Source organism: Chryseobacterium vietnamense, from assembly GCF_031454475.1.
Classification (GTDB): domain Bacteria; phylum Bacteroidota; class Bacteroidia; order Flavobacteriales; family Weeksellaceae; genus Chryseobacterium; species Chryseobacterium vietnamense.
This window is the reverse complement of record NZ_JAVDQX010000002.1, coordinates 152632-174951: the sequence shown is the minus strand read 5'-3', so window position 1 is coordinate 174951 and position 22320 is coordinate 152632. Positions and strand designations below refer to the sequence as shown.

General features: G+C 35.5%; 22 protein-coding genes. 12 read left to right on the top strand and 10 right to left on the bottom strand.

All coding sequences use genetic code 11. The annotated features are described in order from the left end of the window. Positions 1-191 precede the first annotated feature (191 nt). The 5 genes from J2786_RS10060 to J2786_RS10040 all read right to left on the bottom strand — a co-directional run bounded on the left by J2786_RS10060 (position 192) and on the right by J2786_RS10040 (position 6824). A complete protein-coding gene (locus tag J2786_RS10060) occupies positions 192-959 on the bottom strand; it encodes a succinate dehydrogenase/fumarate reductase iron-sulfur subunit (RefSeq protein WP_034693080.1) in 768 nt (255 codons plus the stop codon). A 23-nt stretch (positions 960-982) separates the two neighbouring features. Further along, positions 983-2995: a fumarate reductase/succinate dehydrogenase flavoprotein subunit gene (locus J2786_RS10055; protein ID WP_047435492.1), complete on the bottom strand. Its 2013-nt coding sequence runs from the start codon at positions 2993-2995 to the stop codon at positions 983-985. A 15-nt stretch (positions 2996-3010) separates the two neighbouring features. Further along, positions 3011-3673: a succinate dehydrogenase cytochrome b subunit gene (locus tag J2786_RS10050; RefSeq protein WP_047435493.1), complete on the bottom strand. Its 663-nt coding sequence runs from the start codon at positions 3671-3673 to the stop codon at positions 3011-3013. 145 nt (positions 3674-3818) lie between these two features. Further along, positions 3819-5591 (bottom strand): ComEC/Rec2 family competence protein, encoded by a 1773-nt coding sequence (locus J2786_RS10045; RefSeq protein ID WP_047435496.1) that lies wholly within the window; start codon positions 5589-5591, stop codon positions 3819-3821. Between the two features lie 141 nt (positions 5592-5732). Further along, positions 5733-6824 (bottom strand): glycoside hydrolase family 99 protein, encoded by a 1092-nt coding sequence (locus tag J2786_RS10040; protein WP_047435498.1) that lies wholly within the window; start codon positions 6822-6824, stop codon positions 5733-5735. 348 nt (positions 6825-7172) lie between these two features. Between J2786_RS10040 and J2786_RS10035 the strand changes: the two genes are divergently transcribed. After that, the gene (locus tag J2786_RS10035; RefSeq protein ID WP_310024999.1) at positions 7173-7817 is read left to right on the top strand and encodes a hypothetical protein; all 645 of its coding nucleotides are present in this window, start codon (positions 7173-7175) and stop codon (positions 7815-7817) included. A 202-nt stretch (positions 7818-8019) separates the two neighbouring features. After that, complete coding sequence (locus J2786_RS10030) at positions 8020-8715, top strand: GLPGLI family protein (protein ID WP_052187138.1); 696 nt, start codon at positions 8020-8022, stop codon at positions 8713-8715. Between the two features lie 33 nt (positions 8716-8748). Here J2786_RS10030 and lpxB read toward each other — a convergent pair whose 3' ends face one another. Further along, complete coding sequence (gene lpxB, locus J2786_RS10025) at positions 8749-9855, bottom strand: lipid-A-disaccharide synthase (protein WP_047435507.1); 1107 nt, start codon at positions 9853-9855, stop codon at positions 8749-8751. Positions 9856-9933: 78 nt separating this feature from the next. On the opposite strand from lpxB, the gene J2786_RS10020 reads away from it, so the two are divergent. After that, a complete protein-coding gene (locus J2786_RS10020) occupies positions 9934-10443 on the top strand; it encodes a DUF2480 family protein (protein ID WP_047435509.1) in 510 nt (169 codons plus the stop codon). A gap of 111 nt (positions 10444-10554) precedes the next feature. Beyond that, entirely contained in the window at positions 10555-11214 is a 660-nt protein-coding gene (locus J2786_RS10015) for a DUF937 domain-containing protein (RefSeq protein ID WP_047435512.1), read from the top strand. 60 nt (positions 11215-11274) lie between these two features. On the opposite strand, the gene J2786_RS10010 is transcribed toward J2786_RS10015, so the two are convergent. Further along, the gene (locus J2786_RS10010; protein ID WP_082002039.1) at positions 11275-11394 is read right to left on the bottom strand and encodes a 30S ribosomal protein THX; all 120 of its coding nucleotides are present in this window, start codon (positions 11392-11394) and stop codon (positions 11275-11277) included. A gap of 228 nt (positions 11395-11622) precedes the next feature. Then, positions 11623-13017 carry an MATE family efflux transporter gene (locus J2786_RS10005; RefSeq protein WP_047435515.1) on the bottom strand — a complete coding sequence of 465 codons (1395 nt, stop codon included), beginning with the start codon at positions 13015-13017 and terminating at the stop codon, positions 11623-11625. A 185-nt stretch (positions 13018-13202) separates the two neighbouring features. Here J2786_RS10005 and J2786_RS10000 point away from each other — a divergent pair, with 185 nt between their 5' ends. From J2786_RS10000 to J2786_RS09975, 6 genes are all read left to right on the top strand, one after another. Next, entirely contained in the window at positions 13203-13787 is a 585-nt protein-coding gene (locus J2786_RS10000; RefSeq protein ID WP_047435517.1) for a DUF2975 domain-containing protein, read from the top strand. Between the two features lie 2 nt (positions 13788-13789). Then, positions 13790-13993, top strand: coding sequence for a helix-turn-helix domain-containing protein (locus J2786_RS09995; RefSeq protein WP_082002040.1), 204 nt, complete (start codon positions 13790-13792; stop codon positions 13991-13993). Between the two features lie 12 nt (positions 13994-14005). Beyond that, the gene (locus J2786_RS09990; protein WP_047435520.1) at positions 14006-14446 is read left to right on the top strand and encodes an ankyrin repeat domain-containing protein; all 441 of its coding nucleotides are present in this window, start codon (positions 14006-14008) and stop codon (positions 14444-14446) included. A gap of 150 nt (positions 14447-14596) precedes the next feature. Next, positions 14597-14959 (top strand): ankyrin repeat domain-containing protein, encoded by a 363-nt coding sequence (locus tag J2786_RS09985; RefSeq protein ID WP_142018015.1) that lies wholly within the window; start codon positions 14597-14599, stop codon positions 14957-14959. Positions 14960-15097: 138 nt separating this feature from the next. Next, positions 15098-16852 (top strand): aspartate--tRNA ligase, encoded by a 1755-nt coding sequence (aspS, locus tag J2786_RS09980; protein WP_047435524.1) that lies wholly within the window; start codon positions 15098-15100, stop codon positions 16850-16852. Between the two features lie 504 nt (positions 16853-17356). Further along, positions 17357-18688 carry a M12 family metallopeptidase gene (locus J2786_RS09975; RefSeq protein ID WP_047435527.1) on the top strand — a complete coding sequence of 444 codons (1332 nt, stop codon included), beginning with the start codon at positions 17357-17359 and terminating at the stop codon, positions 18686-18688. A gap of 67 nt (positions 18689-18755) precedes the next feature. Here J2786_RS09975 and J2786_RS09970 read toward each other — a convergent pair whose 3' ends face one another. Beyond that, positions 18756-20027, bottom strand: coding sequence for an adenylosuccinate synthase (locus J2786_RS09970; protein ID WP_047435530.1), 1272 nt, complete (start codon positions 20025-20027; stop codon positions 18756-18758). A 172-nt stretch (positions 20028-20199) separates the two neighbouring features. Continuing rightward, the gene (locus tag J2786_RS09965; protein ID WP_047435534.1) at positions 20200-20769 is read right to left on the bottom strand and encodes a Crp/Fnr family transcriptional regulator; all 570 of its coding nucleotides are present in this window, start codon (positions 20767-20769) and stop codon (positions 20200-20202) included. A 146-nt stretch (positions 20770-20915) separates the two neighbouring features. On the opposite strand from J2786_RS09965, the gene ku reads away from it, so the two are divergent. Together ku and J2786_RS09955 are read left to right on the top strand one after the other, a co-directional pair. Further along, a complete protein-coding gene (ku, locus tag J2786_RS09960; protein WP_047435536.1) occupies positions 20916-21701 on the top strand; it encodes a non-homologous end joining protein Ku in 786 nt (261 codons plus the stop codon). Continuing rightward, the gene (locus J2786_RS09955; protein ID WP_047435538.1) at positions 21701-22306 is read left to right on the top strand and encodes a DNA polymerase ligase N-terminal domain-containing protein; all 606 of its coding nucleotides are present in this window, start codon (positions 21701-21703) and stop codon (positions 22304-22306) included. The genes ku and J2786_RS09955 overlap by 1 nt, the downstream gene beginning before the upstream one ends. Positions 22307-22320 lie beyond the last annotated feature (14 nt).

Below are 22320 nucleotides of genomic sequence, written 5' to 3'. Positions count from 1 at the left end.
ACCATCTTTCTGAAGGTAAAAAGTATTGAAAGTTTTTTCAGAAACGATTCAATTACCTTCCAAATATATACTTAATAAATAAAGAATAACGAAGATCAGCTAATAAGTTAACAAACTTTAACAGGATCATCTTTCACATAAAAAAATCGCCTCCAGAAATGAAGGCGATTTTTTATGTATTTGAATCAATTCTATCCTTGATCTGCAAGAGCAGCCATATATTCTCTGTTCATTCTTGCGATGTTTTCAAGAGAAATACCTTTAGGACATTCTACTTCACATGCTCCGGTGTTTGAACAGTTTCCGAATCCTTCTTCATCCATAGCTTTCACCATATTCAGAACTCTTCTCTTAGCTTCTACTCTACCTTGTGGAAGTAATGCATACTGAGAAACTTTTGCTCCAACGAATAACATTGCAGATCCGTTTTTACAGGTAGCCACACAAGCTCCACAACCGATACAAGCAGCAGCATCCATTGCTTTATCTGCATCTTCTTTAGGAACAGGGATTGCGTTAGCATCCAGCGTATTACCGGAAGTATTCACAGAAATAAACCCTCCAGCTGCCATTACTCTGTCGAATGCGCTTCTGTCTACCATCAAATCCTTGATTACAGGGAAAGCAGCACTTCTCCAAGGTTCAATAACGATTGTCTCGCCATCTTTGAACATTCTCATGTGAAGCTGACAAGTTGTAATACCCGTATCAGGCCCGTGAGCTCTACCATTGATGTAAAGAGAACACATACCGCAGATTCCTTCACGACAGTCGTGGTCGAAAGCAATAGGTTCTTTTCCTTCGTTAATTAAGTTTTCGTTCAGGATATCCAACATCTCCAAAAATGAAGAGTCTGTAGATACATCTGATATTTTATAGGTCTCAAACTGACCTTTAGTTTTACTATTTTTTTGTCTCCAAATTTTCAGCGTAAGATGTAAGCCTTTTTTTGCACTCATAATGTTATATTTTAGGTTGGAGATTATTTATAACTTCTAGTTTTAACCTCGATGTTGTCATATATCAGCTCTTCTTTATGCAACACTTCAGCGTTGATATCGTCACCCTGATATTCCCAAGCTCCGACGTATTTGTAGTTTACGTCATCTCTTTCCGCTTCTCCGTCCGGAGTTGAATGGTCTTCACGGAAATGTCCACCACAAGATTCATTTCTGTGTAGTGCATCGATAGCCATTAATTGTCCAAGTTCAAGGAAGTCTGCTACTCTGAATGCTTTTTCAAGTTCAGTGTTCATACCTTCTCCTTCTCCCGGTACTTTTACATTTTTCCAGAAATTGTTTCTTACTTCTTCAATTTCCTTGATTGCTTCTCTTAATCCTTCAGGAGTTCTTCCCATCCCCACTTTATTCCACATAATGTTCCCCAATTGTTTGTGGAAATAATCTACAGAATGAGTTCCTTTATTGTTTAAGAAGAAATCAATTTTATCTTTAATTCCTTTTTCAGCCTCGTCAAACGCTCCTGAATTAGTAGGAATAGTTCCTGTTCTGATATCTGCAGAAAGATAATCCGCAATAGTATAAGGAAGTACGAAATATCCGTCAGCAAGACCCTGCATCAATGCAGAAGCCCCAAGTCTGTTGGCTCCGTGATCTGAGAAGTTAGCCTCACCGATTACGAAACATCCAGGGATTGTAGACTGAAGGTTATAATCAACCCATACACCACCCATGGTATAGTGAACTGCAGGATAGATCTTCATTGGAGTTTTGTAAGGATCATCAGCAGTAATTTTTTCGTACATCACGAATAAGTTACCGTATTTCTCCTCTACCCAGCTCTTACCTAAATCATAGATCTGCTGATCTGTAGGATTATGAATATGTTTTTCGATAGCGGCTTCTTTACCTTTTTTCATGATCTCAGTAGAGAAATCCAGGTAAACACCTTCCTGAGTATCATTATTTTCAATTCCGAATCCGGCATCACATCTTTCCTTAGCAGCTCTGGAAGCAACGTCTCTAGGTACAAGGTTACCGAATGCAGGGTATCTTCTTTCCAAATAATAATCTCTATCTTCTTCTTTAATATTTTCAGGTCTTAATTTACCTTCTCTGATCGCTACAGAATCTTCAATTTTCTTAGGAACCCAGATTCTTCCTGAGTTTCTTAATGATTCTGACATCAAAGTCAATTTAGACTGTTGTGTTCCATGAACAGGAATACAAGTCGGGTGAATCTGTACGTAGCAAGGGTTTGCGAAGTAAGCACCTTTCTTGTGAATTTTCCACGCTGCAGACACGTTTGATCCCATTGCGTTGGTAGAAAGGAAATATACGTTTCCGTATCCTCCTGATGCAATTACAACAGCGTGAGCAGAATGCCTTTCAATTTCACCTGTTACAAGGTTTCTTGCGATAATTCCTCTTGCTTTTCCGTCAACAATAACAAGATCTAACATCTCATGACGGTTGTACATCTTGATTCTTCCTTTACCGATCTGACGGCTCATTGCAGAATATGCACCTAATAATAACTGCTGCCCTGTTTGCCCTTTTGCGTAGAAAGTTCTTTTTACCTGAACCCCACCAAATGAACGGTTATCCAGCTGACCGCCGTAATCTCTCCCGAAAGGAACCCCCTGGGAAACACACTGGTCAATAATATTTGCAGAAACTTCAGCCAATCTGTAAACGTTAGCTTCTCTGGCTCTATAGTCACCACCTTTGATGGTATCGTAGAATAATCTGTAAGTAGAGTCACCATCTCCCTGGTAATTCTTAGCTGCGTTGATCCCTCCCTGAGCTGCAATAGAGTGTGCTCTTCTTGGAGAATCCTGGTAGCAGAATGCTTTTACGTTGTATCCTTGCTCAGCCAATGTAGCTGCAGCAGAACCTCCTGCCAAACCTGTACCTACAACAATAATATCAATCTTATCTCTGTTGTTTGGTGCAACAAGGTTCATATGGTCTTTATGATTTTTCCACTTGTCTTTAAGAGGACCCGCTGGAATTCTTGAATCTAATTTACTCATACTAGTATATTGATATTATTGAGTTATAAAATGGAAAACTGCTACGATGATAAATCCTGCAGGGATAAGGATGGAATACCATGTCCCGAAAGCTTTGATCACCGGCGTATATTTTGGATGTCTAGCACCGATAGACTGGAATGAAGACTGGAACCCGTGAGCTAAGTGTAATCCCAATAGAACAAAAGAAATTACATACAATGCCACTCTCCAAAGATCAGCAAACTTTTCATGAAGCTCAGGCCAGAAACGTTCAGCATCAGGAGTTAATCCTTCTACATACTTGTAATTCATTTCGTGTAGCCAGAAATCATATAAGTGAAGCGCCAAGAAAGCTAAAATAACAGCTCCCGAAATAATCATATTTCTGGACATCCATGAAGAATTCACTGATGCGTTGTTAGCTGCATACTTTACCGGACGCGCTTTATTATTCTTGATTTCAAGGACAAATCCCATTACAAAATGGAATATTACTGCAAAACCAAGAATAGGCTGCATTAAGAACTGCACAAAAGGATTATAGCCCATAAAGTCAGATGCTGTATTAAATGCATCCTTGTTTAGAACTGATAACAAATTGGTTGTCAAATGCAGTATAAGAAAAATCAGCAAAAACATAGCTGATAATGCCATAGCGTATTTTCTACCTATCGTAGAACTCGTTAAACCTGCCATATAAGTTTAAATTTGAATTTCCACAAAATTAAGAAAGTTTAACAATATCGAAAAGTGAGAAATCTCACAAATAGACAGTTTGTAATGTTTCTAAATAAGATTTTCACCCATTATAAATACAGGAAAATGGGTAAATTCAGAACCGTCATTTCAGATTATAAATTTTGTCTCTGAAAACTACTTTTTGAATGGTAGGTGACAAGGTTTTTATCTCAAAATGGTCTACTCTCCTCGAAGCACAATACGGATTGATTATATACTGTAAAATCTTTGTCTTATTTTTCATATCCGAAATCCAGAAACAGACTCTGCCGCCATTTTTCACTGAAAAAATTTTATTTTTATTAAAATGATGAACCAATATCTCCTCTTTCTGATTTTCAAAAGCCGTGATTCCACTTCTTATTATCAGAAACAGCAACGCTACCGTCACCAGTCTCATCCTGTTTTTTACATTGAATTTGAGTATTGCCGGCCTTAATAAATATACAAACACTGATGCTGACATCACTTCTATTCCATTCATTGGAATATTTTCAAAGAACAGTACATCAACCTCAGCAAACCAATGAATCATCTCCAGTAAAATCTGAATCACCTCATTATACACAACATTTATCAATTCAAAATCAACTCCAGAAGAAATAAGAACCGTCATTAAAAAAGAGAAAATAATAATTATCTCAGAGAAAGGAACAATAACAAAATTGGCAATGACTGATATCAGTGAAAACTGATGAAAATAATACAATACAAGAGGAAGTGTTGCCAGCTGCGCAGACAAAGATATTGTAATCGTGTTAAAGAGAAGTTTTTTAACATAATTATCCTGTTTTGGCCAGTACTTCAGCAGAGGCTGGTTCAGCCAATAAATTCCTAAAACAGCCAGAAAGCTAAGCTGAAAGCCCACATCAAAAAGCTGTTGCGTATCTCCGGTTAGAATAAAAAAAGCAGACAAGGCTAATGAGTGAAGCAGATCTGGTTTTCGCTGAAGTAAAACAAAAATAAAATATACACTCAACATGATACAGGACCGCAGTACTGAATTACCAAATCCTATAAAAGCAGCAAAGAACCAGATAAAAATCAAACTGAAAATAACAGCATATTTTCTGCATTGCAAAGGAGCAAATCGAATCAGAAAAAAGTAGAACACCCCAAAAACAACCACAATATGAGTTCCGGAAATAGCCAGAAAATGAACCAGTCCGGACTTATTGAAATCTCTTACAGTGTCTGCATCAATTTCCGTCCGATCTGCCAGAATAATGCCTTTCAGAAATTCTTTAGTTCTTTCTGAAATTTTTGTTTTATCAATTTTTTTAAGAACAGCAAACCTATATTGCTTAAGCTGATCTGCCAACGTTAAGTCATTCCGTTCCGCAGATACCATTTCTTTTGAAAGATAAATCTGGTAATCGATATGTTTTCTTTTGAGATATTTAGCATAATCGAACTGAAAATCATATAATGAAACCTGAGGTTGCGTAACGTAAGCTTCAGCTTTGTAATAGTGAATAAAATCCAGTTCTCCTCTATCTTTCGGAACATAAAAAATGGCATTAAAACATGTATTTCCTCTCTGCGCTAAGCCTTCGTATTTTCTATATTTTTCAGAAGAATTTAATTTCTGGGAGATCTTAAATGCAACTACTTCATTTTTCCTTGCCAAAAGTTCATAATGGGGTGAAGAGGTGTTATAGAAATGGAGAACAATTCCTGCTCCAAATAACAGAAGCATCAGAAAAATGGTTTTGGTTTTATGCAGAAAATAAGAATGAAAACAGATTAAAATCAACAATACTGAACAGATCATTACAACTCCATTAACAATGATCTCTGTCCATATCATTTTATCCTGAAAAAGAATTCCAAGAATAAAACATACTGCCAGAATAAGAAGAGGCTGCTTGTTCAATTTCCATTAATTATCCTTTTAAAATAAGCAATGAATGGGACATTCATGATCTCTTTAAAAACTAAATAAGCGTTCTGTCTTCCATAAAAATGTCAACAGAACGCTTAATTTTTTTTTCTAAAAATTACATTTAAAAGTATACTATCTCTTTTTCAGAAATTTATCCGTCAAACGTTTCGTTTCTTTGATATAAAATAAAGGATCGTTACCATAATCTTCATATTTGAAATCACCTGCCTTTTTAGGAACAGCAGGCTCTATTTGTGTTCCTTCATGCCATTCATTGAATGAGGTAATCCCAATAAATTCAGGATTTACTTTCACAGCAGCATCAAACATTTTTTTATAATATTTTCCTTGATCTCTGCTTTTGAAATTGGCTTCATTCCATGGACGGATTCTTGTATCGGAATATCCAGGGCCCAGACAAGGAATAAAAATCAGATGGTGATCTTTAGCGAAGTTGGCCATAAAATCCCAATTCGCAGTTGTACTTCCATATACAAATCCTTCGCTGGCAAAATAGGTATAAAAACCATCAAAGCCGGATGACTCAAAAAACTTTGCATCATCTTTCTCCACCCACAGCCCGATATAAAAAGCATCCAGATCTGTATTTCTGACTGTTTTTTCTCCATCTTTGGATAGTATTTTCACCCATTCTTCTTTAGGAATTTTATAGCTATCATAGACATAAAACAGAGGTTTCCCTTCCTTTTTATAGAAGGCATGATGATTGGAATACGTTTTTACAAGATAAGAAAGCTGCTCTTTTAATTCTGAAGTGTTTTTATAAAATGGCTCAATGTGAAATGCTATTTTTAAATCAAACCGATCCGCAATATCAAGGTATTTGATAAGACTTTTATCTGTAAACGAATCTTTTCCCAACCAACTCACAACGACCACTCCCACTCCGGATTCTTTGATCATTTCCATATGTTTTTCAATGATCTTTGTGTCATTGGAACTATAATTTCCAAGGGCAGGATAAAAATTAGCTCCGATATCATCTCCTCCTTTATGATGCCCCAGATTGTTCCACTTCGGATTGCTCCAGTGCGGAAGGATCTCATGATTCCAGTGTTGATAATCTCCGTCTGTTGCAGGATTGGCGTACCAGCCGTAATAAAATATCTGGACTTTATCTCTTTGAGTGTTCTGCTGAGCAAAACTGTTTGAGAAAAATAATGTGAGAGTCAGTAATAACAAAAAACGGGTACAATACTTCATAGTTAAAATTAAATAATCAGAAACTCAGCAAGAACTATACTTTCAATATGACCACAGCAATATACTGTATTTATGTTCTTTCATGCTTCTAAGCCTTTAAGTTTTGGTCTAATTACTATAATGTAAAGATAAATAATTTTAGAATTCTTTTTCTAAAAAAAGAAATTTCCCTTATAAAAACAAATGGATTAAACACATAAACTCAATAATAATTTAAAAAAATCGAGCTTTGCACGAAAAACACACATTACTCATTATCAGCAATTAACATAATAAAATATTCTAAAATTCACTAGAATTATTCTATTCTTTACCTTACATTCGAAACATAACTTTTTATATTTACAAATGATGAAAAAAATTATTTTAGCATTTGCATTGATAACAATGCCAACAATAACTGTTGTAGCAAACATTAATTCTAAGAAAGATATAGTTCTTTCTAAAAAATCAGTTCCTACCAATCAAATTGAAGATTTTTTCAAAACAGAAAGTTTTTTAAAAATTTCTAAAAACTTTAATATTAAGAAAGAAAATTTTGATTTGAAAACGGCTGAAGTTATTAAAATTAATGAAACTTCAAACCTAATACGTCTACAAGTTTGTAATGGGTCTAGGATTGACTATGTAACACTTATGCCTTATAATACTGTTGCATTATATGAGAAGACGCTTCTCAATCAAACTGGAAATGGTTCCATAGAGCAATATGATGAAAATGGTACACTTGTTGCACATTTTGATGCACAAAAAGTAGATGGAAAATATAATGTTAAATTAGGTTTTGTTAATCCTTCAATATCATTAGTAGATCAACTTTCTTGTATTAAAGAAACGTATGATTATATTAAGAAAAATTGCGACAGCGACACAGCATGTTCTATTACTTGTGATTTATCACCACAATGTGCAGTGATAATGTATGGTGTGGCAGCAGCACACTGCGCAGCGTCTGGTAATAAACCAGTAAAATCATTTGCTCCTATAGGATAAATTATAATAAAAATTATGATGAATATTTCATTAACAATACTTTTAATTTTCTATTTCTTACTTATTTTAAGTTTTTGCATAGCAATTATTAAAATAAGTAAATTGAAATCACATAAAAGATTAATATGGCATTTAATTGTATGTTTTATGCCAATTATTGGGCCTTTAATTTTCTTTGCATCAGAGTTAAATAAACGTTCTAATGAATAAATTCAAAAGATTAATTTTCATTGGAATCTTCTTTAGCTCCATTTCTATTCTTTCTCAAAATCTTACAGTAAAATATAGATTTATAAAAGAAAATACTATTATTTCAGATTATGATTTAAATCTTGAAAAAGATTATAGTTTATTTTATGAGTCAGGATATTGTTTTAAAGACATAGTGTCTAGGTCAGAGTTGATTATTTTTAAAGATAAATCATTTGATATTAAATTATTCGACAAGGTAGGAGAACTTAACATTATGACCAGTAAACCTCTTAAGCTAGAATGGATAATAAAAAAAGGAAAAAAAACTATTGGAAAATATAATTGTCAGCAAGCAGAAGTGATTTATAAAAACAAAAAATGGATCGCTTGGTTTACCAATGATTTACCTTTTCAGGAAGGTCCTTTTATTTTTAATGGCTTGCCTGGGTTAATTCTTATGATGGAAAATGATAATTACAGATTTGAGCTTTTAGAAATTCGTACATTAAAGAACGAATGCTCTCCAATAATAGGCGACAGAAAAGAAATTTCATATGAGAAGTATGAAAGTCTATTCAATAGTCTTTCTAAAAAAAATGATGCTCTTTTAAAGAGTCTAGGTAATTTAAATTTAAAACTAGAAACTAAACTTGAATCAATAAGTGAAAAAGAAAAAAAAATCAATACTTTAAGAGAAATATTATAAAAAGGCATCCCACAAAGGATGCTTTTTTTATAATTAATTGTATCTTAATATCACGTCAGCAGCGTGCTCACTAGCTCCTTTTCCGCCAAGCTTTTCTCTCAGAAGATGATAATCATTCAGAACCTGCTGTCTTTTCTCTCCTGATATAATTTTATTGAGCTCTTCTACCAGGTTTTTAGTATTCAGATCATTTTGAATCAATTCTTTCACCACTTCTTTGTCCATAATCAGGTTAACCAGAGAAATATAATTGATATTTTTAACCAGTCTTTTAGCAATAGCATAGGAAATCTTACTTCCACGATAGCAAACTACTTCAGGGATATTCAGCAAAGCAGTTTCCAATGTTGCAGTTCCGGAAGTCACCAGAGCGGCTTTTGAACATCTCAGCAGATCATAGGTTTTATTAGAAACAAAATGAACATTGGCATCCACATATTTCTCATAAAATTCTTTTGGAAGACTTGGTGCTCCGGCAATCACAAACTGATAGTTCTGAAATTGCGGTCTTACGGAAAGCATAATCTCAAGCATTTTTTCTACCTCCTGTTCTCTGGAACCTGGCAGCAATGCGATGATCTCTTTTTCGTTCAAACCATGCTCTGCTTTGAATTTTTCAATGCTGATTTCCTGCAGATCCGAAATAGCATCCAGCAACGGATGCCCTACAAAATGAGAGTGAACCCCATGTTTTCTATAAAAATCTTCTTCGAAAGGAAGGATGACCATCATTTCATCCACATATTTTTTGATAATCTCTACCCGCCCTTCTTTCCAAGCCCAAAGCTGTGGTGAAATATAATAAACGACTTTGATCCCAAGTTCTTTGGCAAATCTGGCAATTCTCAGATTAAACCCCGGATAATCTACCAGGATCAATACATCAGGTCTGTTCTTCTGAATATCCTCTTTACAGAACTTAATATTATTGAGAATGGTACGGAGGTTCATCACCACTTCCAGAAATCCCATAAAAGCAAGATCGCGGTAATGTTTCACCAACGTTCCGCCCTGAGCTTTCATCAGGTCGCCACCCCAAAATCTGAATTCCGCGTTGGGATCTTTTTGTTGTAAGGCTTTCATCAGGTTGCTGCCATGCAAATCACCGGAAGCTTCTCCTGCAATAATATAATACTTCATTTCTATAGTAAGGATAGAGAACAAATTAAGACAGATATAATCTTAATTCGTAAATTTGTTCAAAGATAATGATAAAAAATGTCAGAAGAATTTGAAATCCGGAATAAAGTTGCAGAAAGCGGCCTTATCAATTTTGACCTTACCACTTTACTGCCAAAAGGGGAAAGAAAGGGTATTGACCTTAAAGATTTCCTTTTTCAGGAGATGATCCTGAAAGAAAAAGATTTCCGTGAAAAGGTAGATGCTATCGATACGGAACAATATAAAGACGCATATATATACATTTACAATTCTGTAGACACTATTATTCCTCTTTGGGCTTATTTTGTTTTGACAGCTAAAATTACAGATGTAGCAAAGAAAGTGGTTTTTGGAAACCGCGAGGATCTGGAAGTTATCTTAATGCATAATGCAATCCAGACCCATGATTTTGAGGAAATGAGAGGAAAAAGAGTACTGGTGAAAGGATGTTCGGATAAAGAAATTCCTGAAAATGCTTATATAGAACTGGTAGAACAGCTAAAACCTATTGTAAAATCTCTGATGTTCGGAGAAGCATGTTCAAATGTTCCTATCATTAAAAACTAAGACCTTCTCAACAGCTCTCAGAAACTTTAACAATAATTGTGAGAAACGGTCATTTTCTGAGGCATATTTTTTGATAACTTTGGTGTACTTAATACTAAATAAACACAAAAAATGAGTTTAATTGACCTACTTACAGGGAACACAGGCAACCAGGTTGCTGAACAGGCTGAAAATAAATTCGGAATCAGCAAAAACCAGGTAATTGCCTTATTAGCTGTTGCTACACCTCTTATCATTTCTTATCTCAGAAATAAATCTCAGGATGCTAAAGAAGCAGAAGCTTTAAATAATGCTTTAGATAAAGACCATAACGGAAGTATTTTAAATGATGCTTCACAAATTGAAGCAAGACAGGCTGAAGGAGGATCTATTCTTGATCATATCTTCGGTGGACAAAAAAGTACTGTTGAAAACCAATTGTCACAAAACACAGGAATTTCAATAGACAAAATTGGTCCTATCCTTGCCATGCTGGCACCTGTAGTAATGGGTTATATCGGACAGCAAAAACAACAGAGTAATGTAGGAGCGGGCGGCCTGGGAGATCTTTTAGGAGGAATCCTTGGAAATGCTTCCAATCAGGCACAAGCTCAGCAGTCTAATCCTTTGAATGACATTCTTGGAAGTGTTCTCGGAGGCGGCGGCGGGCAATCTCAATCATCAGGAAATCCACTGAACGATATTTTGGGAAGTGTATTAGGTGGCGGTGGGAACCAGCAACAAGGTGGCGGCTTAGGCAGCATCCTTGGTAATATTTTGGGAGGTAAATAATTAATTTAATTTTCATAAAAAAAGACCGGAGATATCATCTTCGGTCTTTTTTATTTTTAATTACTTTTTAGATTTTTCTGCAGAAGCGGCAAAAGATTTTGAAGCTTTTTTAGGTCTTCTTTTACCATAACTTCCGGAATTAATTTTTCCTCTTCTTGATTTTTTGTCACCTTTTCCCATAGTAGTATGTATTTGTTGTTGTACGAATTTAAAAAATACAATACTAAAATCCAATTAATAAAGCTGTTAAAGTTTTATAAAAATAAGAAGGAAGCTGGAAGAGGAGGCTGGAAGTTACCATCAGGTTACCAATTTCGATTCTTAATCTGCAGATCAGTTATCTTTTTTCATTTTGCTAACAAAGGACTGTTTAAACATTTAATGCTGCCAGGAACATCTTCCAGCCTTTTAAACTTTTACCGTCTTCCATTTTCCTTTTTTAAATAGAACAAAAGCAACAATGGTAATTAAAGTTTCTGCGGCAGGAATCGAGATAAAAACTCCTTTTGGACCCATATCAAGATATTTTGATAAAAAATACGCCAGCGGAATCTGAAACAGCCAGAATCCAAAAAGATTAACCCAGGTGGGAGTCCATGTATCACCGGCTCCATTAAAGGCATTAATCATCACCATCCCGATGCCATAGAAAATAAATCCTATACTCATAATCTGAAGTGCATTCTTGGCAAAGTCTTTAATGGCAGTTTCCTGAGTAAAAAACCCAACTAAAAAATTACCCATAAAAAGAAATATCATACTTACTATCAGCATAAAAATGACATTATATTTTACTGTTTTCATCACCGACTGTTCTGCTCTCAACATTTCATTCGCTCCCATATTCTGTCCCACCAATGTAGAGGCAGCATTACTCAATCCCCATGCCGGAAGCATAAAGAACATCATCAGTCTTAAAGCAGTCTGATAACCTGCCGATGCATTTTCCCCTCCCGTAGTCGCTACAAGTTCCGCCAGGAAAATCCAACTGCATGAAGCAATGACAAACTGAAAAATTCCGGGAGTTGCAATTTTTATAATAGATTTAATTAACTCAAAATTTGGTTTAAAATAAGAAAGTTTAATTCTTATCTGAGTATCGGCTACTAAAAGATGATACAACTGATAAATAACCCCAATGCTACGTCCTATTGTGGTTGCCAAAGCAGCTCCTGTAAGCCCCAAAGCAGGAACTGGTCCTAAGCCTTTTATCAGAATCGGACAGAGAATAATGTTGGCAATATTGGCTATCCATAAGCTTTTCATCGCTATCATTGCATTTCCGGCCCCTCTGAAAATACCATTAATTAAAAATAAAAGCATAATAATCGTGCTGCTTCCCATCATAATTCTGGTAAAATCCTTCCCATAAGCTGCTGCTTCCGGTTTTGAACCCATCAGAATCAGAATTTCTTCAGCAAAGAATACTCCGAGTAAGCTTAAAACAAAAGTGATCGCAAATGAAACGAGTAATACCTGCGCCGCACTTCTGGAAGCCTGTTCCGGATTTTTTTCACCAATTCGTCTTGCTACCAGCGCTGTTGCTGCCATACTCATTCCAATCGCAATGGAATACATTATGGAAAGTACAGATTCGGTAAGTCCTACGGTCTGAATAGCAAACCCACTTTCTTTCAGATGGCCGACAAAATAAAGATCCACAAGCGCAAATACGGATTCCATAGCCATTTCCAGCATCATGGGAATTGCTAAAAGCAGTACAGCACTTCTGATATTCACTTTCGTAAAATCAGTTTCTTCACCACTGAAAGCTTTTTTCAAAAATTCAATATATTTTGTCATGATTCTCTTTAGTTTACTTAGCAAAAGTATCTATTCAAAAACAATTAAAAGTTCGCATATGAAAAGTTTTTAATATTTTTTCTGGTAATCCCCATGTAAAGTAAAATCAAATAAAATCAATTTTACAATAATAATTTATCGTAATACGATAAATTATTATATATTTACAACAAATAAAATATCTCATGAAATTAATTGGTGAAAAATCTATCTCCACTGTTTTAAATAAAATCCTGTTGGCTGGCTCAATAGCTCAATTACTCTATGTAAGCTATATAATTTTTGGTTTCGTTATCATATATATTAATATACACCAGGGAACTCATTTTTTTTCCGAAACTTTTAAAACTGGAATTTTCAACAATGAATTAACAAAAACAGCTTCTGATTCTTTAGATTTTCAATTTAAAATACCATTATCTGATTCTATTATTAAAGGAAGTTACACCTTACACACTTTTATTTCAATTTCTTTTTTCATCGGATTTTACAGTCTGTTTACTTTTTATTTGTTTAGAATTTTCAAAGGAATGAGTTCGGAGATTATTTTTAATACAAAAGTTATTCAGGATCTAAAACTCTTTGCTGTGCTTAATATAATCTTTATCCCCATTTATTGCACTATTTTATATTTCATGGATCAATCTATATACAGCATAGATCCAATATTTATACTGCTCCATCTCACCTTAGGAATTATTATACTTTTTATTATAGAATTTTTTAAAAAGGGATATGAATTACAATCAGAAAATGACTTAACTATATAATCATGCCGATAATAATCAATATTGATGTAATGCTTGCAAAACGAAAAATGCAGTCCCAGGAGTTGGCCGAAAAAATAGGAATTACACAGGCTAATCTTTCAATTTTAAAAAATGGAAAAGCCAAAGCATTAAAAATTTCAACCTTAGAAGCCATTTGTACAGCATTGAATTGCCAACCTGGAGATATACTGGAATTTAAACCATAAAAAATATATAACATGAAACTCTATCTAACTTTAAAAACAATTATTGTCACATTCGTGCTATTTTCAATTGCAGCAACAGCACAGGAACTCACCAATGAGCACAAACAAATGTTAAAGTACGATAATACAGCTTATTTTAACAACCTCATCAACAAAGACAACATGAATGCATGCTATAAAATTGAAAACAATGCTTATACGTTGTTAGGCCTAGCTATTAAAATGAACAGTAAAGAAGTATTTCAAAAGCTGATTGATGAAAAGGCAGATTTAGAAAAGACTTGTGACGGAAAAACGCCATTGATGTTTACAGCAAAATATGGCAACACTGAATTTGCAAAGAAACTCCTGGCAAATGGAGTAAAGAAGGATACTAAAACATCGTCCGGTTATACAGCTCTGGATTATGCCAAAAAATATGAAAAACCTGATATCATCAAGCTTTTGGAATAAGGATGGAGAACATAATCTGCAAAACAGGAGTTTTACGATTTTATAATTAATAAGAGAATAAGCTAATGAATAGAAAGATAATTATTATCAAAACTTAGCAATTGGTAATAAAATTTAATTTAGATTTGTATATTCTTAAAAATTATTCTTATGAAAAAAATAATCTCTACTACCTTTCTATTTGGAATGTTACTGTCTGGCAGTATGTTATCTGCTCAGAAGATGACTCAGGAAAAGATGAAAGCCATTTATTCTGATGATATAGCAACATTTAAGAAACAGTTTGCCCCGGGAGATTACAACAAATGTTTCCTTGTTGGAAATATACTTTATTCACCTCTTGGTTTCAGCGTAATGTCTGACAGAAAGAATATTATCAACTTCCTTTTGGATAGCAAAGCGAATGTGAATAAAAAATGTCAGAATAAAACACCTCTTGAAGTAGCTGATGAAACAAAAGGCAGCGAAGAAGTAAAGAGAATTCTGATCGCAAAAGGTGGTAACAGAATTTAAAAAAATCTAAAAACAATATATGAAACTTCCGAAAGGGAGTTTTTTTTATTTATAAAACCTGCAAAAATCTTATCTTTGCCAACGAAAAATTCAAGGTTCGGAATTGAACCTTAAACATTGAACTTTAAACAAATAATTATGTTTCGATCACACACCAACGGAGAGCTATCTCTGAAAAATCTGAATGAAGAAGTTACACTATCAGGATGGGTACAGACTATCCGTGATAAAGGATTTATGATTTGGGTAGATCTTCGAGATCGTTACGGAATTACCCAGCTGGTTTTTGACCAGGACCGCTCTTCAGCACAATTGATGGAAGAAGCTAAGAAACTGGGCCGTGAATTTGTGATTCAGGCTACCGGAAGAGTTATTGAAAGAGTAAGCAAAAACCCTAATATTCCAACAGGGGAAATTGAAATCCTGGTAGAGAAACTGACTATTCTGAACGATTCTCAGCTTCCTCCTTTCACTATTGAGGATGAAACGGATGGCGGTGAAGAATTAAGAATGAAATACCGTTACCTGGATATCAGAAGAAATCCGGTAAAAGATAAACTGATCTTCCGTCACAAGATGGCACAAAAAGTAAGAAATTACTTATCTGAAGAAGGTTTCATTGAAGTGGAAACACCTGTTTTGATCAAGTCTACTCCGGAAGGAGCAAGAGATTTTGTTGTACCAAGCAGAATGAACCCTGGACAGTTTTATGCATTACCACAGTCTCCACAGACATTCAAACAGCTTTTGATGGTAGGTGGAATGGATAAATATTTCCAGATTGTGAAATGTTTCCGTGATGAGGATTTAAGAGCCGACAGACAGCCGGAGTTTACACAGATCGACTGTGAAATGGCATTTGTAGAGCAGGAAGACGTTATGAACGTATTTGAAGGAATGACTAAAACCCTTTTAAAAGATATTACAGGTCAGGAATTCGGAAACTTCCCAAGAATGACTTTCGCAGATGCGATGAGAAAATACGGAAATGACAAACCGGATATCCGATTCGGAATGGAGTTCGTAGAACTGAATGAACTGGTAAAAGGAAAAGACTTTAAAATATTTGATGACGCTGAATTAGTAGTCGGAATCAATGTAGAAGGATGCGCAGAATACACAAGAAAACAAATCGATGAACTTGTGGATTGGGTAAAACGTCCTCAGATCGGAGCTTCAGGAATGGTTTGGGTAAAATTCCAGAATGATGGTGTAAAAACCTCATCAGTGAACAAATTCTACAACGAGGAAGATTTAGCAAAAATCATTGAAAAATTCGGAGCAAAAGAAGGAGACTTAATGTTGATTCTTTCCGGAAACGAAAATAAAGTAAGAGCACAGCTTTCAGCATTGAGAATGGAACTTGGAAACCGTTTGGGATTAAGAAAAGGAAACGAGTTTGCACCACTTTGGGTTGTTGATTTCCCTCTATTGGAGTGGGATGAAGACACTGAAAGATACCATGCAATGCACCACCCTTTCACGTCTCCAAAACCGGAAGATATCCACTTACTGGAAACTGATCCAGGAAAAGCAAGAGCCAACGCTTATGATATGGTTCTGAACGGAAACGAAATCGGAGGAGGATCTATCAGAATTTTTAACAGAGATCTTCAGTCTAAAATGTTTGATTTATTAGGATTTACCAGAGAGGAAGCGGAAGCTCAGTTTGGATTCCTGATGAATGCATTCAAATATGGAGCTCCGCCACATGGAGGTTTAGCATTCGGGTTTGACCGTTTGGTAGCGATTCTTGACGGAAACGAAGTGATCAGAGATTATATCGCTTTCCCTAAGAACAATTCAGGACGAGATGTAATGATTGACGCACCAGCTTCTATTGCCGATGCACAGCTCGACGAATTAGAATTACAATTGAATTTAAAAGCATAAACATAAAGCGGGGTATTTTCCCCGCTTTTTTTATATCTGTATTACAGGAAGCCTTAATCGACCCGTTGTATCCTGACCCTAATATTTAAAAAAAATAATAGGAAAAAAATAGTATTATTTAGAGTCGAAGAATATTAAAAATTCCAGCATATCTTATCAATTTTCTAACAAAATAAACTTTATGCCGGTAAAATATGTATTTCAATACACTATATCAAAAATCCGTGAAATAATTAAATTTAAAATTTAACAGCAAAAATTAAATTAAAATAATTTTATTAACGAAATAAATACACATTATAAATAAAAATACAACAAAACAATCATTATATTATGTTATATGTAAATATCATTTTTATTAATATATTTACATTACACAGCTGAATTATAATGAAGAACTTAATCAAAACTTAGGAATTGATGTATTTTTATAATTTGATGCGTAGGATAATAATAGAGCTGTTCATATTTTAAACCTTGATCACCAAACCAATATTAAATAATATGAAAAGCAAACTATTACTATTATCAGGATGCCTTGTTCTGGCCCTGAATTCATGTAGGTCAGACATTGAAAGTCCTCAAACTGATTCAACAGATCCTACAACCACAAAGCTGGACAATGCAAAGATTCACAAATTATTAATTGACGAAAAATACACGTACATTAATGAAGTAAATGGAGAATACTTTTATGCAGAAGATATTACGATTAGCCCCGAACAGTTTAGTGTATTACAAAAGCAGGCCAACCCTGAAATATCAACTGCCGAAAAAAGTACCATTGTAAGTTCCTTTATTAAGACATGGCCCAATGCAACAGTGTATTATACATTACCAAGCCAGGGAACTCTGAGTACTCAGAATTATAATACATTCCTGACCAATATCAACAAAGCGTTTGATATGATTTCTTCACAAACCAGTATGCAGTTTGTTGAACGGACCAACCAGACAGAATATATCACCTTTACTTATACAACGTCCAACAGTTCTCCGCTTGGATGGCAAAAAAACAGAGTTAACGGTATTAAAATTTACAACATTACCTATCCCGCCATTATTGCTCACGAAATAATGCATTCTATGGGAATCATGCATGAGCAGTGCCGCCCAGATAGAGATCAGTACATCATTGTAGATGTTAACAAAGCGGTGGAAGGAAGCCGTCATAACTTCAATCTTTATAATGATTATGCAGGACATGGTGCATTTGATTTCGGTTCAGTCATGATGTATCAGTCTACAGACTTTGCTATAGACGCAAGCCAACCGGTAATGACCAAACTGGACGGATCTACATTTACCAAGCAAAGAACAGGATTGTCTGCAGGTGATTATGCGGGTATCAATCATTTATATGGACCTGTTAATGCCAGTTCTGCAATCAACGGAACTTATACGATGACAACAGCTTTAGCGAATGATAAAAATGTAGATATTACCGGAAGTTCCACTACAGATGGCACGGGTATAATTCTGTATTCAGCTTCTACAGGGAACAACCAGAGATTTACTTTCACTAAATCAGATCATGGGTATTACATTATTAAATCAATATTGGATCCTGCAAAGGTTTTAACTGTGAAAAGTAATGGGACAACAAATGGAACAGCTGTTGAATTAAGAACCAATGCTAATACAGATTCTCAGAAATGGTTATTATTCAATCTGGGAAATAATGGTTTTGGATTTGCTCCCAAGAATGCGCCGGCACTGAGGCTAGAAGTAAAAGATGGTTTAACAACCAATCTTACTCCTATTGTCATCGGTACTACAGATCAAACGGTGCAGCCTTCTATAAAGCAACGCTTTATCCTTACAAAAGTTAATTAAATTTCTTCTTACAAAAAAGAGGTTAGGAAATAAACTTCCTAACCTCTTTCTATTTGAGAACTATTTATTAGATTAATTTCAACATTTCATTTCTTCCAGGCCCGGTAGAAAGATAAGCCACCGGAATTCCCAGTTCCGTTTCCAGAAATGATAGAAATTCGTTCATTTCACCGGGTAATTCAGAAGGACTTTTCATTGCAGAAAAATCAGCATTCCAGCCATTCATCCATTTCAGTACGGGTTTTCCGTTTTCCGGAAGCAAACCTGAAATAGCGACTGTTTTTCCATCTTCCAGTTCATAATGGGTACAAACTGCCACAGATTTCAATCCACTTAAAACATCAGCTTTTGTCAGAACCAGCTGAGTGACTCCGTTGATCATTACTGCATATTTTAAAGCAGGCAAATCCAGCCAACCTGTTCTTCTCGGGCGTCCTGTATTGGAACCAAATTCATTTCCTTTCATTCTGAGATCATCTCCAAATTCATCTAAGAGTTCCGTTGGAAATGCTCCATTTCCCACCCGGGTACAATATGCTTTCGCTATTCCGTAAATCTCACCGATCTTTTTAGGTGAAACACCCAAACCGCTACTCGCTCCTGATGCAGTCGTTGAGGAAGACGTTACATACGGATAGGTACCATGATCAATATCCAACATGGCTGCCTGAGATCCTTCTGCCAATACTTTTTTACCTTCAGATAAAGCTGTGTTAAGATAAATTTCAGTCTCTGTACAACTGAATTTTTTAAGGAATTCCACCGCATCAAAAAACTCTTTACTGATTTCTTCCAAAGCAGGCAGAACAATCATTCCTTCCTCTTCCAGCATTTTGTAATCTCTATTAAGAATATGCTGCGCTCTGCTTTGAAAATCCGGTAAAAATATATCCCCTACTCTTAGATTCTGTCTTAATATTTTGTTTGAATACGCCTGGGCAATCCCATTTTTTGTACTTCCGATAGTGGTATACCCGGGACTTTCCTCCATAAAAATATCCAGAAGCTTATGCGTTGGCATTACCAGATGTGCTTTTTGGGAAATAATGATACTGTTTTCCGGCTGAATGGTTTTATCAAATACCTGAAGATTCAGAATTTCTTTTTTAAAACTTACCGGATCAATAACAGTTCCGGTTCCGATTATATTCTTCACTCCATTCATAAAGATTCCCGAAGGAATCATTTTAAGCGTTATTCTGCGTCCGTTTCTTTCAATGCTGTGCCCAGCATTAGATCCGCCGTTAAAACGAGCTGTAATGTCGTAATTTTCACTGATCAGATCAATGAACTTTCCCTTTCCTTCATCTCCCCATTGTAGTCCTAATACAATATCCATATTCGTACTTTAAATTTTATGAAGCAAAGCTATGACAGTCAGCAGGAAACACCATTGCCATTTGATAAAAAGAGATCTGATCAGAAATGAGAAGCTAAATATCAGAGGTTAGAAGCCATTCACAACTCTCCCACTCACATCATTAATCAATTAACATCTATCATTAATAATCCTACACTATATTTCTCCTGATTCTGCTCAGTGAAGAAGGGGTCACGCCAAGATAGGAAGCCAGCATAGATTGCGGAACTCTGTTGGCCAGCCCTGGATAATGATTTAAAAAATGAATGTAACGAGATTTTGCATCCTGATTGAGCATGATACTGGCGACCTTCAGTTTATTTTCTACTACAAAAGCGTGGATTCTTGCAAACAAAATAGGCCATACCGCAATTTTTTCTTCCAGGATTTTAAAATGCTCACGGTCAATGACCAGCAATATAGCATCGGTAATCGCTTCAATATCTTCATGTGCCGGCAGCTGATCGGTAAAGCCCTGAAAGTCTCCAATAAATCGTCCTTCATAAATAAAATACCGTGTAAAATCATCACCTTGCTTGTTATAGTACAAAGACCGGAAAACACCTTCCTTCACAAAAGCAATTCTCTGACTTACTTTCCCGGCTTCTATGAAAGGATCTCCCTTTTTGACCGTTATTTCCTGAATTCCTTCAGCAATCAACAGCTCATCCTGAGGATTCAGTGTTCCGAATTTTTTGATATAAGTAAAAAGCTCTTCCATATTTTGATATAACCACGGATTGCGGAAATATAAAGGTATAAAAGTCGCGGATAAAAACAATTGTCATTTGACAACAAAGTCCACGAAAGGTACCACACGGGCTTCTGTCGGCATATTAATTGCTTGATTTTTAAAAACGTAAGACAATGAAAGCAATTTGGAACGGCGCAATTGGCTTCGGATTAGTCAACATTCCTGTTAAAATTTATTCCGCAACGGAAACCACAAAATTGGATCTCGATATGCTCGACAAATCTGATTTTTCAAACATCCGTTTCAAACGGGTAAACGAAAATACGGGGAAAGAAGTTAAATGGGAAAACATCGTCAAAGGTTATCTCATGGACGACAAATATATCGTTCTTGACGAAGAAGATTACGAAGCAGCAAGCCCTGAAAAAACAAAAATACTTTCTATTGACCAGTTTGTAAAGGAAGTAGAAGTAGACAGTATGTATTTTGAGACTCCGTATTATCTGGAACCTCAGAAAAATGGTGAAAATGCTTACAGACTTTTATTAAAAGCTCTTGAAAAAACTGCCATGGTAGGAATTGGAACTTTTGTGCTTCGTGACAGCGCAGCCATTGGGATGATCCGTCCTTACAATGACGACATATTGGTTTTGAACCGTTTAAGATTTGATCAGGAAATAAGAGATTATTCGGATTTAAAAATTCCTGCCCGGAAGGCTCCGAAACCTGCAGAGTTGAAGATGGCTGTCAGCCTGATTGAGCAGCTTTCACAGGAGTTTGATCCCGCCATGTATAAAGATACCTATTCTGATGAGCTGATGAAGATCATCAAGCAGAAAGCAAAAGGCAAAAATGTAAAAGCCCAAAAAGCTCAGCCTGCTAAAGAAGGTAAAGTGATTGACCTTATGGCTCAGTTAAAAGCCAGCCTGAATACCTCTAAATCCAAATCTGCATCATAATGGCTCTCAAAGATTATCATAACAAAAGAAAGTTCGATGAAACCAGCGAACCTAAAGGGAAAACAAAAAAGAGCAAAGACAAACTGATTTTTGTGATTCAGAGACATGCTGCCTCCAGACTTCATTATGACTTCCGGCTTGAAATGGAAGGTGTACTGAAAAGCTGGGCTGTTCCGAAAGGCCCGTCTTTGGACCCAAAAGACAAACGTCTTGCCATGATGGTAGAAGATCACCCTTACGACTATAAAGATTTTGAAGGGAATATTCCGGAAGGAAATTATGGTGCCGGACAAGTGGAAGTATGGGACAGCGGAACCTATGAGCCTTTGGAAGAGAATTCTAAACTTTCTGATGAAAAAGAACTTCTGAAGGAACTTCATGCCGGTTCTTTAAAGTTTATTTTACACGGTAAAAAGCTGAAAGGTGAATTTGCTCTGGTTAAAATGAAAAATACGGATGACAACTCATGGCTGCTTATCAAGCATAAGGATGAATTTGCAGAAAGTCCTTATGATGCCGAGGAAAATACTTCACCAAAATCACTGGTCACCCAATTTCTAGAGGAAAAAAAAAGCCTAAAAATAAAAGAAAAAAAGAAGTCATAACTTCTGAAAAACCC